At 66.9% G+C, this 14396-nt stretch carries 14 protein-coding genes; 5 read left to right on the top strand and 9 right to left on the bottom strand.

All coding sequences use genetic code 11. The features are described from left to right. Positions 1–21 precede the first annotated feature (21 nt). Positions 22–513 carry an aromatic ring-opening dioxygenase LigA gene (locus tag P0Y48_02935; protein WEK14183.1) on the bottom strand — a complete coding sequence of 164 codons (492 nt, stop codon included), beginning with the start codon at positions 511–513 and terminating at the stop codon, positions 22–24. A gap of 111 nt (positions 514–624) precedes the next feature. Then, positions 625–1683: an anthranilate phosphoribosyltransferase gene (gene trpD, locus P0Y48_02930; protein WEK14182.1), complete on the bottom strand. Its 1059-nt coding sequence runs from the start codon at positions 1681–1683 to the stop codon at positions 625–627. A 124-nt stretch (positions 1684–1807) separates the two neighbouring features. Here trpD and P0Y48_02925 point away from each other — a divergent pair, with 124 nt between their 5' ends. The 4 genes from P0Y48_02925 to P0Y48_02910 are packed head-to-tail and all read left to right on the top strand — an operon-like array spanning position 1808 to position 6209. Continuing rightward, the gene (locus P0Y48_02925) at positions 1808–2443 is read left to right on the top strand and encodes a heme-copper oxidase subunit III (protein ID WEK14181.1); all 636 of its coding nucleotides are present in this window, start codon (positions 1808–1810) and stop codon (positions 2441–2443) included. Positions 2444–2465: 22 nt separating this feature from the next. Next, positions 2466–3269 carry a c-type cytochrome gene (locus tag P0Y48_02920; GenBank protein ID WEK14180.1) on the top strand — a complete coding sequence of 268 codons (804 nt, stop codon included), beginning with the start codon at positions 2466–2468 and terminating at the stop codon, positions 3267–3269. Positions 3270–3306: 37 nt separating this feature from the next. Next, positions 3307–4386 carry a Rieske 2Fe-2S domain-containing protein gene (locus P0Y48_02915; GenBank protein WEK14179.1) on the top strand — a complete coding sequence of 360 codons (1080 nt, stop codon included), beginning with the start codon at positions 3307–3309 and terminating at the stop codon, positions 4384–4386. Further along, positions 4383–6209 (top strand): cytochrome bc complex cytochrome b subunit, encoded by a 1827-nt coding sequence (locus P0Y48_02910; protein ID WEK14178.1) that lies wholly within the window; start codon positions 4383–4385, stop codon positions 6207–6209. The genes P0Y48_02915 and P0Y48_02910 overlap by 4 nt, the downstream gene beginning before the upstream one ends. A gap of 111 nt (positions 6210–6320) precedes the next feature. On the opposite strand, the gene P0Y48_02905 is transcribed toward P0Y48_02910, so the two are convergent. The 6 genes from P0Y48_02905 to P0Y48_02880 all read right to left on the bottom strand — a co-directional run bounded on the left by P0Y48_02905 (position 6321) and on the right by P0Y48_02880 (position 12215). Continuing rightward, the gene (locus tag P0Y48_02905) at positions 6321–7040 is read right to left on the bottom strand and encodes a protein phosphatase 2C domain-containing protein (protein ID WEK14177.1); all 720 of its coding nucleotides are present in this window, start codon (positions 7038–7040) and stop codon (positions 6321–6323) included. Between the two features lie 79 nt (positions 7041–7119). After that, positions 7120–7554: a cytochrome c oxidase subunit 4 gene (locus P0Y48_02900; GenBank protein ID WEK14176.1), complete on the bottom strand. Its 435-nt coding sequence runs from the start codon at positions 7552–7554 to the stop codon at positions 7120–7122. Next, on the bottom strand, positions 7555–9318 hold the full coding sequence (gene ctaD / locus P0Y48_02895) for a cytochrome c oxidase subunit I (GenBank protein ID WEK14175.1): 1764 nt from the start codon (positions 9316–9318) through the stop codon (positions 7555–7557). It lies immediately after the preceding gene. Continuing rightward, positions 9318–10217, bottom strand: a complete 900-nt coding sequence (gene coxB / locus P0Y48_02890; protein WEK14174.1) for a cytochrome c oxidase subunit II — start codon at positions 10215–10217, stop codon at positions 9318–9320. Before coxB ends, ctaD begins: the two co-directional genes overlap by 1 nt. 125 nt (positions 10218–10342) lie before the next feature. Beyond that, on the bottom strand, positions 10343–10708 hold the full coding sequence (gene erpA, locus P0Y48_02885; GenBank protein WEK14173.1) for an iron-sulfur cluster insertion protein ErpA: 366 nt from the start codon (positions 10706–10708) through the stop codon (positions 10343–10345). A 112-nt stretch (positions 10709–10820) separates the two neighbouring features. Further along, positions 10821–12215 carry a dipeptidase gene (locus P0Y48_02880; protein ID WEK14172.1) on the bottom strand — a complete coding sequence of 465 codons (1395 nt, stop codon included), beginning with the start codon at positions 12213–12215 and terminating at the stop codon, positions 10821–10823. 46 nt (positions 12216–12261) lie between these two features. On the opposite strand from P0Y48_02880, the gene P0Y48_02875 reads away from it, so the two are divergent. Beyond that, positions 12262–12828: a DUF3043 domain-containing protein gene (locus P0Y48_02875; protein ID WEK14171.1), complete on the top strand. Its 567-nt coding sequence runs from the start codon at positions 12262–12264 to the stop codon at positions 12826–12828. Positions 12829–12904: 76 nt separating this feature from the next. Here the strand turns inward: P0Y48_02875 and P0Y48_02870 are convergent, their stop codons facing one another. After that, positions 12905–14395, bottom strand: a complete 1491-nt coding sequence (locus P0Y48_02870) for a hypothetical protein (GenBank protein ID WEK14170.1) — start codon at positions 14393–14395, stop codon at positions 12905–12907. Position 14396 lies beyond the last annotated feature (1 nt).

Genomic DNA, 14396 nt, shown 5'->3' with positions numbered 1-14396 from the left:
CACGGGCCCGTTGCGCTCAGGTCAGGATGCCACTGCCGAGCGACGCACCACCACGGGCACCGACGCGAGGCGCCGGATCGCCCAGCCGAAGAGAATCGAAAGGATGCCGATGCCGATCGCGAATGCCGCGACTCCGAAGGAGACGACCGACGTGAACAACGACGCGCGCAGGAACGAGGCGTTCATCATGACGGCACGCACGGGGTCGTCCTGGTCGAGTTCGGCGTACGTCTTGCCGCCCGAGATGCCCATGGCGTGGTGCTGGATGATGTCGGCCTGGACGAACGCTGTCAAGGGACCGGCGACGGTCTGGCCCTGGAAAGCCATCGCGTCGTCGGGAACCACGATGTTCTCAGCGCGCAGCTGACTCGACACCATCACCCAGACGACGACACCCACGACGATCAGTGCGATACCGCCCAGGATGCCGAGGACTCCGACGGCTTTCACCAGGCCGACCTTCTTGACGGGGGGCTCGACGGTGTCGGACGTGACGACTGATTCTTCGGACATGGGGGCGTTCCTCTCTGGCATGCCGGGGTGTTGCCCACAACGTATCGCCGCGCCCGAGCCCCTCGCCAGGGTGCGAGGCCGGAGAAAACCCCTGCCGAAAGTGGGGGATCGTCAGCGGGAGGTCGCCGCAACCCAGTCGTCGAGCGCGGCGGCGGCCTTTCCCGTGTCGATCGCCTCGGCAGCGCGACTCTTCGCTGCCGACAGCCGCTCGACGATCGGAACCTGCACCTGTGCGGCGTCGCGGAACAGGTCGTAGGACACGATGCCCGCCGCGGCGTTCAGGAGAACGATGTCGCGGACGGGCCCGGAGTCGCCGCCGAGCACGCGGCGCACAACCTGGGCGTTGTGCGCGGCATCGCCGCCGAGGAGGTCGTTGATGTCTGCCAACGGGATGCCGATGTCACGCGGATCCAGGTCGTGCTCGTGGATGTCGCCGCGAGAGATCTCCCACAGCCGGCTGTGCCCTGTCGTCGTGAGTTCGTCGAGTCCGTCGTCACCTCGGAACACCAGCGCTGTGGCACCCCGGGTCTGGAAGACCCCGGTGATGAGCGGCACCCGATCGAGCTGCGCTACCCCGACGGCGTTGGCCTCCGCCCGCGCAGGATTGCACAGCGGGCCGAGGAAGTTGAACACGGTGGGGACACCGAGCTCGGCGCGCGTGGCACCGGCGTGACGGAAGCCCGGGTGGAAGGCGGAAGCGAACGCGAAGGTGATGCCGACCTCCGCCAGCACCTCGGCGACGCGCTCGGGGGTGAGCGACAGATCGATGCCGAGCGCGCCGAGCACGTCCGAGGACCCCGAGGCCGAACTGGCTGCCCTGTTGCCGTGCTTGACGACCGGGATGCCCGTCGAGGCGGCGACGATGGCAGACATCGTCGAGATGTTCACGGTGCCGAACCGGTCACCGCCCGTTCCGACGATGTCGAGCACGTCCGCGGGAACGGGAAGGGGAAGCGCAGCCTCCAGGATCGCGTCGCGGAAGCCCACGATCTCGTCGACCGTCTCGCCTTTTGCGCGCAGTCCGATGAGGAATCCCGCGAGTTGCGAGGGCGTCGCCTCACCCCTCATCACCTGGCGCATCGCCCAGGTAGATTCGGACACGCTGAGGTCACGTCGCGCGAGGACGTTCGTGAGGATCTCGGGCCACGAGTAGAGCTCCGCCATGGGCATCGATCCTATCGGCAGTCTCACGGCGGCTTCACGGCGTGTACCGATGCCCCTCTCAACCCCTCCGAAAGTCGAACCCACCTTCAGTGATGAGGAAACCGTCCGCCGAATCAGCCATAATGAGAGCGTGACGACCTCTCCAGCTACCTACTCCCAAGCCTTGCGATCCGTCAAGCGGCCGGATCCGGTCGCTGTCGGCACCATCGTGTGGCTCGGCAGCGAGGTCATGTTCTTCGCGGGGCTGTTCGCCATCTACTTCACGATCCGCAACGCGTCGCCCGAACTCTGGGCCGACCGCACGGAACTGCTCAACATCCCCTTCGCCGCGGTCAACACGCTCATCCTGGTGCTCTCGTCGTTCACCGCCCAGGCCGGTGTCTTCGCCGCCGAGCGATTCCAGCCTTACCGCAAGGGCACGATCTGGCAGTTCCGCCAGTGGGGCATGGTCGAGTGGTTCTTCCTGACGTTCATCATGGGCGCCGTCTTCGTCTCGGGTCAGGTGTGGGAGTACGCCACGCTCGTCGCGGAGGGGATGCCGATCAGTGCGGATTCCTACGCCTCGGCGTTCTACCTCACGACCGGCTTCCACGCCCTCCACGTCACGGGCGGCCTCATCGCGTTCCTCCTCGTGATCGGTCGTGCGTACGCCGTAAAGAACTTCGGACGCAAGGAGATGACTTCCTCGATCGTCGTGTCGTACTACTGGCACTTCGTCGACGTCGTCTGGATCGTCCTGTTCATCGTCATCTACTTCGTCAAGTAAGAGAGCGGAGCTGAGTACCTCCATGGCATCCAAGACAGCGCGCCGTCGCACCGGTCGCCGCAGCACCTGGGCAGCCGCCGCCCTCATCGGCATCGGCCTGCTCGTCAGCGGCGGTGTCTACGCCGGCGCGTCCGCCGCCATGGCCGCCACCGAGCCGTCCTCCGCCACCACGTCGACCCTCACGGTCGAAGACGGCAAGAAGCTTTTCCAGGCCAACTGCGCCACGTGCCACGGCCTGAACATGGAGGGCACGCCCGACGGTCCGGCGCTGTACGGCGTCGGCGAGCTGGCCGTCGAGTTCCAGATGTCCACGGGTCGCATGCCCCTCCAGATGCAGGGTCCGCAGGCGCCGCAGAAGCCGGTCCAGTTCACCGAGGACCAGATCAAGGCGATCGCCGCGTGGGTGCAGTCGACCTCTCCCGGTCCGACCTATCCCGCCGAATCGATCCTCGACGGCGGAGGGAACGTCGCCAACGGCGCCGAGCTCTTCCGCATCAACTGCGCGATGTGCCACAACGTCGCCGCAGCCGGTGGCGCTTTGACGGAGGGCAAGTACGCTCCCGCCCTCACGAGCACCAGCCCGCTGCACATCTATGCGGCCATGGTCACCGGCCCGCAGAACATGCCGGTGTTCAACGACATGACCCTGACCACGGACGAGAAGCGCGACATCATCTCCGCGCTGATGTGGATGCAGCAGAACGAGTCTGCGGGCGGCTTCTCGCTCGGCTCGCTCGGTCCGGTGTCCGAGGGCCTGTTCATCTGGATCTTCGGCATCGGCGCACTGATCGCTCTCACCGTGTGGATCACGGCGAAGTCGAACTGATCGACACACTTCACTGACGGAACGTACGAGGAGCACCATGGCACACGAGGAAGACGCGCTCGAGCACGAGAGGGCTTCATGGAAGCCGTCTCCGGGGCTCGCGGTCGCGGTTCCCGACCCCGTGCAGAACCCCGGTCTGCCGCCGCACCGGGCGCGCACGACCGACAAGGACCCGGCCGCCATGAAGCGCGCCGTGCGCACGGTCTACACGCTCTTCTATCTGTCGCTCGCCGGGAGCATCTGGGCGGTCGCCGCCTACATGCTCTTCCCGATCGAGAGCGGCCAGATCATCGACATCCGGCACAACAACCTCTTCATCGGACTCGGCATCGCCCTGGCGCTCTTCGCGCTGGGGGTCGGCGCGATCCACTGGTCGAAGGCGGTGATGTCGGACAAGGAGTACATCGAGCCCCGACACGCCACCCGTGGCCGCGACGTCACCCGCGAGGGCGCCATCCAGGCGTTCCGCGACGCCAACGAAGAATCGGGATTCGGCCGTCGCGCCGTCATCCGCAACTCGCTGATCGCGGCCCTCGTGGCATCCGTCGCTCCGGGCATCGTGCTGTTCCGTGGCCTCGCGCCGGAGAGCTCGGAGGAGAACCCGATCGCGGGCGACCCCGTCGCTCTCCTCAGCCACACCATGTGGAAGAAGGGAATGCGCCTCGCGCACGACCCCAGCGGCGAGCCGATCCGCGCCGCCGACCTCACGCTGGGCTCCGCGGTTCACGTCATCCCTGAGCCGCTCGCCGAGCTGAGCCACCACGAGGGCTACCTCGAGGAGAAGGCCAAGGCCATCGTCCTTCTGATGCGCCTGCTGCCCGAGCAGCTCCCCGCCGAGCACAACAACCTGGAGTGGGCCTACGACGGCATCGTCGCGTACTCGAAGGTGTGCACCCACGTGGGTTGCCCGGTCGCCCTATACGAGCAGCAGACGCACCATCTCCTGTGCCCCTGCCACCAGTCGCAGTTCGACGTGTCGCGCTCGGCAGCCGTGATCTTCGGACCCGCCGCCCGCCCGCTGCCGCAGCTGCCGATCACCGTCGACGACGAGGGTTACCTGATCGCGCAGAGCGACTTCAACGAACCTGTCGGCCCGAGCTTCTGGGAGCGCCATTGAGCACCGCGACCGTCAACCAGACACCGACGGAGAAGTCGCAGGCTGAGAAGCCTCTCGGCGGTCGATTCGTCGCCGGCGCCGCGAACTACATCGACGAGCGCACGAGCATGTCGGGTCTCGTCAAGGAGCTCGGCCGCAAGATCTTCCCCGATCACTGGTCGTTCATGCTCGGTGAGATCGCGCTGTGGAGCTTCGTCGTCGTGCTGCTCTCGGGCACGTTCCTGACGTTCTTCTTCCAGGCGTCCATGGTCGAGACCCACTACGAAGGCGCCTACCTGCCGATGGTCGGCGTCGAGATGTCTGCGGCGCTCGACTCGACGCTCCGGCTGTCCTTCGACATTCGTGGCGGCCTCCTGGTGCGCCAGATCCACCACTGGGCCGCGCTCGTGTTCGTCGCGGGCATCGGCGTGCACATGCTGCGCGTGTTCTTCACGGGTGCGTTCCGCAAGCCGCGTGAGCTCAACTGGGTGATCGGCTTCGTGCTGTTCATCCTCGCCATGGGCGAGGGCTTCACCGGCTACTCCCTCCCCGACGACCTGCTGTCGGGCAACGGCCTCCGCATCATCGACGGCATGATCAAGGGCATCCCGCTGATCGGCACATGGACCTCGTTCCTCCTGTTCGGCGGCGAGTTCCCCGGCACCGACATCGTCGGCCGACTCTATGTGCTGCACATCCTCCTGCTGCCGGCGATCCTGGTCGCGCTGCTCGCGGTGCACCTCATGCTCATGATCGTCAACAAGCACACGCAGTTCGCCGGCCCCGGTCGCACGAACAGCAACGTCGTGGGCTACCCGATGATGCCGGTCTACATGTCCAAGATGGGCGGCTTCTTCTTCATCACCTTCGGCGTGATCGTGCTGATCGCTTCGCTGTTCACGATCAACCCGATCTGGAACTACGGGCCGTACGACCCCTCCCCGGTTTCGGCGGGAACACAGCCCGACTGGTACATCGGCTTCGCCGACGGTGCGCTGCGTCTCGTGCCGCCGCACCTGGAGTTCGTGTTGCTCGACCGCACGTGGTCGTTCAACATCCTGATCCCCCTTGGCGGTCTGGGCCTGTTCATCGTCTTGGTGATGCTCTACCCGTTCATCGAGGCGTGGATCACGGGCGACAAGCGCGAGCACCACATCGCTCAGCGTCCACGTCACGCACCCACCCGTACCGCCATCGGCGTCGCCGGAGTGATCTTCTACGCCGTGCTGTGGGCGGCGGCGTCGTCGGACATCATCGCGACCCACTTCCACCTCACGATGGAAGGCGTCATCCACGCGCTGCAGGCACTCCTCATCATCGGCCCCGTGTTCGGGTACTTCATCACGAAGCGCATCGCTCTCGCTCTTCAGAAGAAGGATCGTGAGATCGCGCTGCACGGCTACGAGTCCGGGCGCATCGTCCGACTGCCGGGCGGCGAGTACATCGAGGTCCACCAGCCCGTCGACGAGTACGAGCTCGTCAAGCTCGTCGACTTCGAGACGAACGCGCCTCTCGTCGTCCGCCCGGACGACCGCGGGCGCATCGCCTGGCACCAGAACCTGCGTTCGGCAATCTCGCGCTGGTTCTTCGAGGACCGACTCGTTCCGCTGACGCAGGCCGACATCGACGAGGCGCGTGCACATCAGCACCACACGCTCGAGCACATCGCCGAAGAGGAAGCCGCCGAACTCCAGGGCGCCCACGAGCGCGCCGGAGTTCCCGACGCCCCGCTTCACCCGATCGATGACGGACACAACGGCGAGACGGCGAACCGTCCGTCGAACGTCATCATTCCGGACGACGACGAGGGCAAGAAGAGCAAGAAGAAGCCCACGTCCGACTGACGCCGACGACGAGAGCGGCGAGGCGACGACCGGAAAGGTCGAGCCTCGCCGCTCTCGTCATTCAGGAGCGAGTGTCGGGGCGCCGACATCCGCTCCCTACATGCGTGCGGGTCAGCCGGTCAGACCCGCGAGATCGACGGCGAACCCTTCGGCCGCAGCGCCCGCCCACACCGGCTCCTCCGCGTCAGGCACTCCCCTGCGCACGTCGCAGACGACAGCGGTGACGTTGTCACGGGAGCCGGCTTCGAGCGCCGCGTCCACGAGGTTGCGCGCCGTGAGCTCAGCGTCGGAATCCGTGCGGAGGATATCCGTGATCACCTCATCGGGAAGATAGTCGCTCACGCCGTCCGTGCAGAGCAGCCACCGATCGGCGGCGACCGGCACTCGTTCCGTCACGCGCACGACGTCGTCCGCGTCTCCCCGCAGGGAGGCGGTGATGATGTTCCGGCGCGGATGGTGCATGGCATCCTCAGCGCTCACGATGCCCTGATCCACCAGGGTCTGGACGTAGGAGTCGTCACGGGTCTGACGGATAAGGTGCCCGCCACGGAGCAGATAGGCGCGGGAGTCGCCCGTGTGCGCGAGCAGCAGTCCCCCGCTCCGGTCGAACCAGATGCCCGTGAACGTCGTCGCCATGCCTGCCAGGCCAGGGTCTCGCCGCACGTGAGCCGCGAGCTCTCCGTTTGCTCCATGGAGCCTGCGTTCGAGCTCGTCGGCATCTCTCACATCGCTTCCGCCGGAGACCAGCCGATGGACGAGCGCTGCCGACGCCAGATCACCCGCCGGCCCGCCGCCGACGCCATCGGCGACTGCCGCGCCCCAGGATGCCACGAAGGCAGCGTCCTGGTTGGCGTCTCGGTGCGGACCTCTGTCCGACCATACGCCGGCCTGGAGCCGGAACGTCATTCGATCAGCGCGCGAAGTAGCCGCGGTAGTACTCGTAGACCCAGCCGACGATGGCCACGACGAAGACGGCCACACCGATGGGGAGCAGGAACGTGCCTACGGCCAGGCCGACGATCGCCAGTGCGGCCGAGAACGCGAGCACGAGCGGCCACCACGACCACGGGCTGAACTCACCGAGCTCCGGGTCACCGTCGTCGATGTCGGCCGTGAGGGTGTCCTCAGGAAGCGCGCCCCGCTGCGCGCGGTGGACGCGGTGAACGTAGAACGCGATCATCGCGGCCATGAAGACCGTGAACAGCAGCGCGGTCGATCCCACCCACTCGATGGCGTTGTACCACGGGAGGCTGGAGTGCTCGATGATGTTCCATCCGGTGTACAGGACGGCGCACAGGAGGAAGAAGGCGGCGAGGATCCACCACAGGTTGACGTTGGTCTTCACTTACTTCACCTCTCCCTCGGCGAGGTCGACGACGGGCGCATCGGGTGCATCCTTGGCCGGACCGACTCCCACCGGGATACCCGCTTCGGGGTGATTCAGGTCGAACGCGGGGCGCTCGCTGCGGATGCGCGGAATCGACGTGAAGTTGTGTCGAGGCGGGGGGCAGCTCGTCGCCCATTCGAGCGACGCTCCGTAGCCCCACGGGTCGTTCACGGTCACCTTCGGTGCCGTGCGCGACGTGAGCCACACATTGAGGAAGAACGGGATCATCGAGGCGCCGAGGATCATGGCGCCGACGGTGGAAACCTGGTTGCCGAGCGTCCAGCCGTCCGCGGCCGAATAGTCGGCGTAGCGACGCACCATGCCGTCTACTCCCAGCCAATGCTGGATGAGGAACGTCATGTGGAAGCCGACGAAGAGCATCCAGAAGTGCACCATGCCGAGGCGCTCGTTCAACATGCGCCCGGTCCACTTCGGCCACCAGAAGTAGAACCCGGCGAACATGGCGAACACGACCGTGCCGAAAACGACGTAGTGGAAGTGCGCGACGACGAAGTAGGAGTCGGACGTGTGGAACGTCAGCGGAGGCGACGCCAGGATGACGCCGGTGAGACCACCGAACACGAACGACACGAGGAAGCCCAGCGAGAACACCATCGGCGTCTCGAACGTGACCGAACCTCGCCACAGCGTGCCGATCCAGTTGAAGATCTTCACGCCGGTAGGCACCGCGATGAGCATCGTCATGAGCGCGAAGAACGGAAGCAGGACGGCGCCCGTGACGTACATGTGGTGCGCCCACACCGAGACCGACAGCGCGGCGATCGCGATGGTCGCATAGACCAGCGTCTTGTATCCGAAGATCGGCTTCCGGCTGAACACCGGGAAGATCTCCGAAACGATGCCGAAGAACGGCAGCGCGATGATGTACACCTCAGGGTGACCGAAGAACCAGAACAGGTGCTGCCACAGCAGCACGCCGCCGTTGGCGGGGTCGTAGATGTGGGCCCCGAGCACACGGTCTGCCGCGGCGGCGAAGATCGCTGCCGCCAGCACCGGGAAGGCCATCAGCACGAGGATGCTCGTGACGAGGGTGTTCCACGAGAAGATCGGCAGACGCCACATCGTCATACCCGGTGCGCGCATCGTGATGATCGTCGTGACGAAGTTCACCGCACCGAGGATGGTGCCGAAACCGCTCATGCCGAGTCCGAGCATCCAGAGGTTTCCGCCGGCGCCGGGCGAGAAACTCGCGTTGGCGAGCGGCTGGTACGCGAACCAGCCGAAGGCGGCGGCACCCTGCGGGGTGAGGAAGCCGGCGATCGCGATGAGCGAGCCGAAGATGAACAGCCACAGCGCGAAGGCGTTGAGGCGCGGGAATGCGACGTCAGGGGCGCCCAGCTGCAGCGGCAGGATGGCGTTCGCGAAGCCCGCGAACAGCGGCGTCGCGAACATCAGCAGCATGATCGTGCCGTGCATCGTGAACAGCTGGTTGTACTGATCCTTCGTCGGGATGACCTGCATACCCGGCTCGAAGAGCTCGGCGCGGATGATCAGCGCCATCACACCGCCGAGCAGGAAGAAGAGCACGGAGGCGATGAGGTACATGTACCCGATCGTCTTGTGGTCGGTCGACGTGATCCACTTGACGATCACGTTGCCCTTCTCCTCCACGCGCGATGCGCTCAGGAGAGCTGCTTGACGCGGCGGCAGAGTGGACGGACGGCCGTACGTCTCGCCCTGGAGCGGAAGCGTCGTCGCCATCAGTGGTCTCCCTCGGAGTCGGTCTGCGCGCCCGTGCCCGGCAGATTCTGCAGGCGGTCGTAGGCGTCGTTGATGTCACCGGTCTGACCGGCATCCCGCAGCGATGCGAGGTACGCGTCGTACTCGGCCTGCTCGACCACCTTCACCTTGAACAGCATCATCGAGTGGTACTGGCCGCAGAGCTCGGCGCACTTGCCGTCGTACTCGCCGACACGCGTCGGGGTGAACGACCAGTAGTTGTCCTTCCCGATGTACATGTCCTTCTTGTAGAGGAAGTCGATGATCCAGAAGGAGTGGATGACGTCGCGAGAGACGAGCTTGATCTTCACCTCCTGGTCGACCGGGAGGTAGAGGGTGGGCAGCTCGCTGGTGATGTTGCCCTGCGGGTCGGTCTGCGCCTGGACACCCATCGACCAGACGGCGTCGTCGGCCTGCTCGCAGTCGCTCTCGGTGTACTGGAAGTCCCAGGCCCACTGCTTGCCGATCGCTGTGATGCAGACGTCCGGGTCGTCGTACTGGGTCTCGAGGATGGCCTGATCACGAGCCGTGAACGCGAAGAATCCGATCACCAGGATGAGCGGCACGATCGTGTAGAAGATCTCGATCGGCATGTTGTAGCGCATCTGAACGGGGAGTCCCGTCTGGCCCTTGCGCCGACGGTACGCGACCGCCGCGAAGCCCATGAGCGCCCACGTGATGACGCCCACGACGAGGAGCACGATCCAGGAGTTGACCCAGAGTCCGGAGACCATCTCGGTGCGGTTGGTCGCCTGAGTCCCGTCGTCGGTGAACCCCGGGAGGAAGCCGTTCAGCTCGGTCGGAGTGCATGCCGCAAGGGTGATCGCCGTGGCGAGTCCCAAGGGGATGACGGCCCAGCGGAGGCGACGTTTGACGCGCACGGTGCACCTTTCGGGGTCATGAAGGTCGAACACCTGCCAGTCTAGGGCAACCTCTCACTCGATTCAGGCCATCCGCCCAGGATGTCCCGACTCTCGGAGGGGGCGCACAGCCGCCTGGCCCGGTGTCAGTGGAAGCTGTCGCCGCAGGCGCAGCTGCCCGCCGCGTTGGGGTTGTCGATCGTGAACCCCTGCTCCGAGATCGTGTCCTTGAAGTCGATCGTCGCACCGTCGAGATACGGCACCGACATGTCGTCGACGATGACCTCGACGCCGTCGAAGTCGACGGCCTTGTCGCCGTCGAGGAAGCGCTCATCGAAGTAGAGCTGGTAGATCAGCCCCGAGCATCCGCCGGGCTGCACGGCGACGCGCAGACGCAGGTCGTCGCGGTTCTCCTGGTGCAGCAGACTCTTCACCTTCGCGGCGGCGGCATCGGTCAGTGCCACGCCGTGGTCGGGCGTGACGGCGGCGGGCGACGTGGCGATGTCGGTCATGACTCTCCTGCAGTGTCGGGCCGTCAGTGCCCTTCAGGGGCCGGGACGGCGGATGCCACGATTCTACCGCCTCCTCGGCATCCGCGGCCTGGCGTGCGGCGAGCCGCGGGACTCAGAGCGCCGTCGCGTCGAGGCTCTCCAGCAGCAGCGCCTCCGAGATGAGGGCGTGGCGGAACGTGTCGAGATGCAGGGACTCGTTCGGGCTGTGAGCGCGGGCGTGAGGGTCTTCGACACCGGTGACCAGGATCTGCGCCCCCGGGAACTCGCGCACGAGATCCGCGATGAAGGGAATCGAGCCGCCGACGCCGATGTCGACCGGGTCCACGCCGTATCCGGTCGCCAACGCGTCGCGCGCCTTCTCGACGGCCCAGCCGCTCGTATCGACCAGGAATGCGTCTCCGGAGTCGACGTCGCGGAAGGTGAGCTCCGCGCCGAACGGCGCGTGGGCGCGGAGGTGCGCCTCGATCGCGGCGAACGCCTCGGCCGCCGGCTGACCGGGAGCAACACGCGCACTGATGACGACGGACAACTCGGGGGTGAGCGTGTTGGACGCGTTCTTGACCGACGGGAAGTCGATGCCGGTGACGGTGATCGACGGCTTGTTCCAGATGCGGCTCAGGATGGTGCCGCGTCCGACCGGCGAGACCCCCGCCGGCAGCCCGGCCTCACTGCGCAGCGTGTCCTCGGTGTAGTCCGGGGTCGGCGCGTCGCGCTCGGTGAGCCCGGCCACGGCGACGGCACCGTCGTCATCCCACAGCGTCGACAGCAGCTTGACGGTCGCGAGCATCGCGTCAGGCACCGCTCCCCCGAACATGCCGGAGTGGGATGCGTGATCGAGGGTCTTCACGCCCAGGGTGAACCGTGTGTTGCCGCGCAGCGAGACCGTGAGGGCAGGGGTGACGGCATCCCAGTTCCCGGAGTCCGCGACGACGATGACGTCCGCGCGCAACGCGTCGGCGTTGTCCTGCAGGAACTGCGCGAACGATGCGGAGCCGGCCTCCTCCTCGCCCTCGATGAACAAGTTCACGCCGAGGTCGAAATCCGTGCCGAGCGCGGCGACCAGGGCGCGCAAGGCCCCGACGTGGGCCATGACGCCCGCCTTGTCGTCGGCGGCGCCGCGACCGTAGAGCCGGCCGTCGCGCACGGTCGGCTCGAAAGGCGCAGACTCCCACAGCGTCTCGTCGCCCACCGGCTGCACGTCGTGGTGTGCGTAGAGAAGGATCGTGGGTCGACCGTTGCGCGCGGATCGGGTGGCCAGCACTGCCGGCATCCCCTCCTCGCCGGTCGCCGGCACCACGGCGGTCTTCACCTCGACGCGGTCGAAGATCCCGAGCTCGTTCAGCAGCCCTTCGACGGCGGAGGCACTCCGCGAGACCTCCGCGCGGTCGAAGCCGGGAAATGCGATCGACGGGATGCGGACGAGGGCTCCGAGGTCGGCGAGGGCGGCGGGGACGGCATCGGCGGCAGCGGCGCGCACGGCGTCGGACCGGGACAGTTCGGAGGTCATGCGGGTAATCTTATGGGGCCCGCTCTCCGCCGATCCGAGGTATCCCGTGGCCAAGACACCCGCCGCCCCCGCTCCTGACACCGAGCCCGACGCTCCCGCCGGTCCCGGGAAGAACCGCCCCACGCCGTCGCGCGCCGAGCAGGAAGCCGCCCGCAAGCGTCCGCTCGTCGCGGACACGAAAGAGGCGCGGGCCCGGGCCAAATCCGACCTGGCGGCTCAGCGTGAGAAGGCGCGGATCGGCATGGCCAACGGCGAGGAGAAGTACCTGCCCGCCCGCGACAAGGGTCCGCAGCGGCGCTTCGCGCGAGACTTCGTCGATGCCGGCTGGCACATCGGCGAGCTCATGATGCCGCTGATGGTGGTCGTCATCCTGTTGAGCCTGTGGCCGAACGCCGCCGTCGTCTATTACGGCTTCGTCGGTCTGTGGGTGTTCATCATGTTCGTCGTGGCCGACATGATCATCACGAGCATTCGAGTGAAGCGGGCTGCGTCGGCGAAGTGGGGCGATCGCCGCGAAAAGGGCCTCGGCTGGTACTCCGCGATGCGCACGATTCAGATGCGCTTCATGCGTCTGCCCAAGCCGCAGGTCCGGCGCGGCCAGCACCCGGCCTGACACCACACGACGTCCTGCACCGGCACGGCAGAGGGCCCGCACCCCATCGGTTGCGGGCCCTCTCGCATGTGCGACGTCAGGACGTCGACATGACCTTGTAGGTGTACTCGATCTTCACCTTGTCGCTCGTGAAGCGCGACTTGCCCGCGAGAACGACGGCGAGATCGATACTGCGCGCCGATCCCTTCAGCGACAGGCGGCCGAGCGACCGGTCACCCTTGACGACGAGATCGCTCTTCCCGGTTTCGGCTCCCGTGCGGGTGTATCCCCACGCGACGGTGCCGGCCAGCTCCGTCGTGCTGAGCACGACACGAACCGTGCCGTCACCGTACTTGTACGAGTTCCGCACCGCAGTGGGGACACCGAAGGTTCCGACCGCTGCGACCGAGAGGAAGCCTTCCGTGGCGCCGACGCATCGGAAGCTCGTCGAGCCGACATCGCTGCAGCGGCTGCGCGAGTCGAACGGCATCCAGTCGTCGAACGCCCGCTGGGCCGAGTACCAGGTCGACGTGGTCTTCGTCACGAGCTTGCCCTTCTTGACGACGACCTTCGTGCTGGAGGTCTTGGTGCCGCCCTCCGGACCCTTCACCGCCACCGTGACGGTGTAGGTGCCGGGTACGAGACGGCCGGAGACGGTGCCCGCCCAGGTGGCCGACCAGGTCTTGCTCGAGGTGAGCTTCCACGACGTGATCGTCTTGCCGTCGCGTGACACCTTGACGTAGCCCGTGACCGGGATGGTCGCGCCCGTCGTGGTCGACGTGCGGACGGCGATCTTCGTCGCATCCTTGTAGCCGTCCTTCGACGGATAGATGGTGGCCAGCGAGACGGAGACCTTCGTCGCGGTGACCGCCGTGGTGCGGACGGTCAGCGGGACGGCGGCACTCGCGACCACGTCGGAGCCCGCACCCGTCACGAGCGCCCGTACGGAGCCGCTGCCTGCGGCGAGCTTGGAGCCGGTGACGGTCGCCGTGGCGGCGGCGCCGGTCGACGAGGCGACGCTGACGGTCTGCGTCTTGCCGCCCACCGACGCGACGACGGAGCCGGCGAACGGAACCGCCAGTGCCGTCTCATCCACTGCGACCACGGTGGCGGTCGTCTTGGGTCGGCTGCTTCCGGACCACGAGTAGATCGACGAGGCACTGAGCGACAGCGCGACGGATGCCGGGCGGCCCGAGCCGACGGTGAGCGCCACCGAGACGGGGTCGCCGACGGCCGGTGTCGCCCGCACCGACAGGGTGCCGGCGGGGAGGTCGGTGACGGGCACCGCGATCGACGTGCTCAGCGCGTCCGCGGCGAGGGCGACGCTCTGCGTACGGAGGATGCCGATGCCGTCGGCGGCCAGCACGTCCACGGTCACGTCGGTGGCGACGTCGGAAGACAACGCCAGCGTCGCCGCGTCGCGGACGCCGTCCTCGTCGGGCAGGGTCAGCATCGTCGACGGAGGACCGAGGATGAGCGTCGCGGTCTCGTCGACCGGCAGAGGCTCCTCTTCTCCGTCGACAGCGAGCGCGGGGGCGGCGGTGGCCACGAGGGCCAAGGACAGCAGCACCGCGCTCGCGCGCGACATT

The organism is Candidatus Microbacterium phytovorans, assembly GCA_029202445.1.
Lineage (GTDB): Bacteria > Actinomycetota > Actinomycetes > Actinomycetales > Microbacteriaceae > Microbacterium > Microbacterium phytovorans.
The sequence above is the reverse complement of the archived record's forward strand: the minus strand, read 5'-3'. Positions and strand labels throughout refer to the sequence as shown.

Coding starts and splice junctions, on each gene's coding strand:
- P0Y48_02915 (WEK14179.1), top strand. CDS start 3,307: ATGGCACACGAGGAAGACGCGCTCGAGCACGAGAGGGCTTCATGGAAG.
- ctaD (WEK14175.1), bottom strand. CDS start 9,318: ATGGCGACGACGCTTCCGCTCCAGGGCGAGACGTACGGCCGTCCGTCC.
- trpD (WEK14182.1), bottom strand. CDS start 1,683: ATGCCCATGGCGGAGCTCTACTCGTGGCCCGAGATCCTCACGAACGTC.
- P0Y48_02870 (WEK14170.1), bottom strand. CDS start 14,395: ATGTCGCGCGCGAGCGCGGTGCTGCTGTCCTTGGCCCTCGTGGCCACC.
- P0Y48_02935 (WEK14183.1), bottom strand. CDS start 513: ATGTCCGAAGAATCAGTCGTCACGTCCGACACCGTCGAGCCCCCCGTC.
- P0Y48_02920 (WEK14180.1), top strand. CDS start 2,466: ATGGCATCCAAGACAGCGCGCCGTCGCACCGGTCGCCGCAGCACCTGG.
- P0Y48_02880 (WEK14172.1), bottom strand. CDS start 12,215: ATGACCTCCGAACTGTCCCGGTCCGACGCCGTGCGCGCCGCTGCCGCC.
- erpA (WEK14173.1), bottom strand. CDS start 10,708: ATGACCGACATCGCCACGTCGCCCGCCGCCGTCACGCCCGACCACGGC.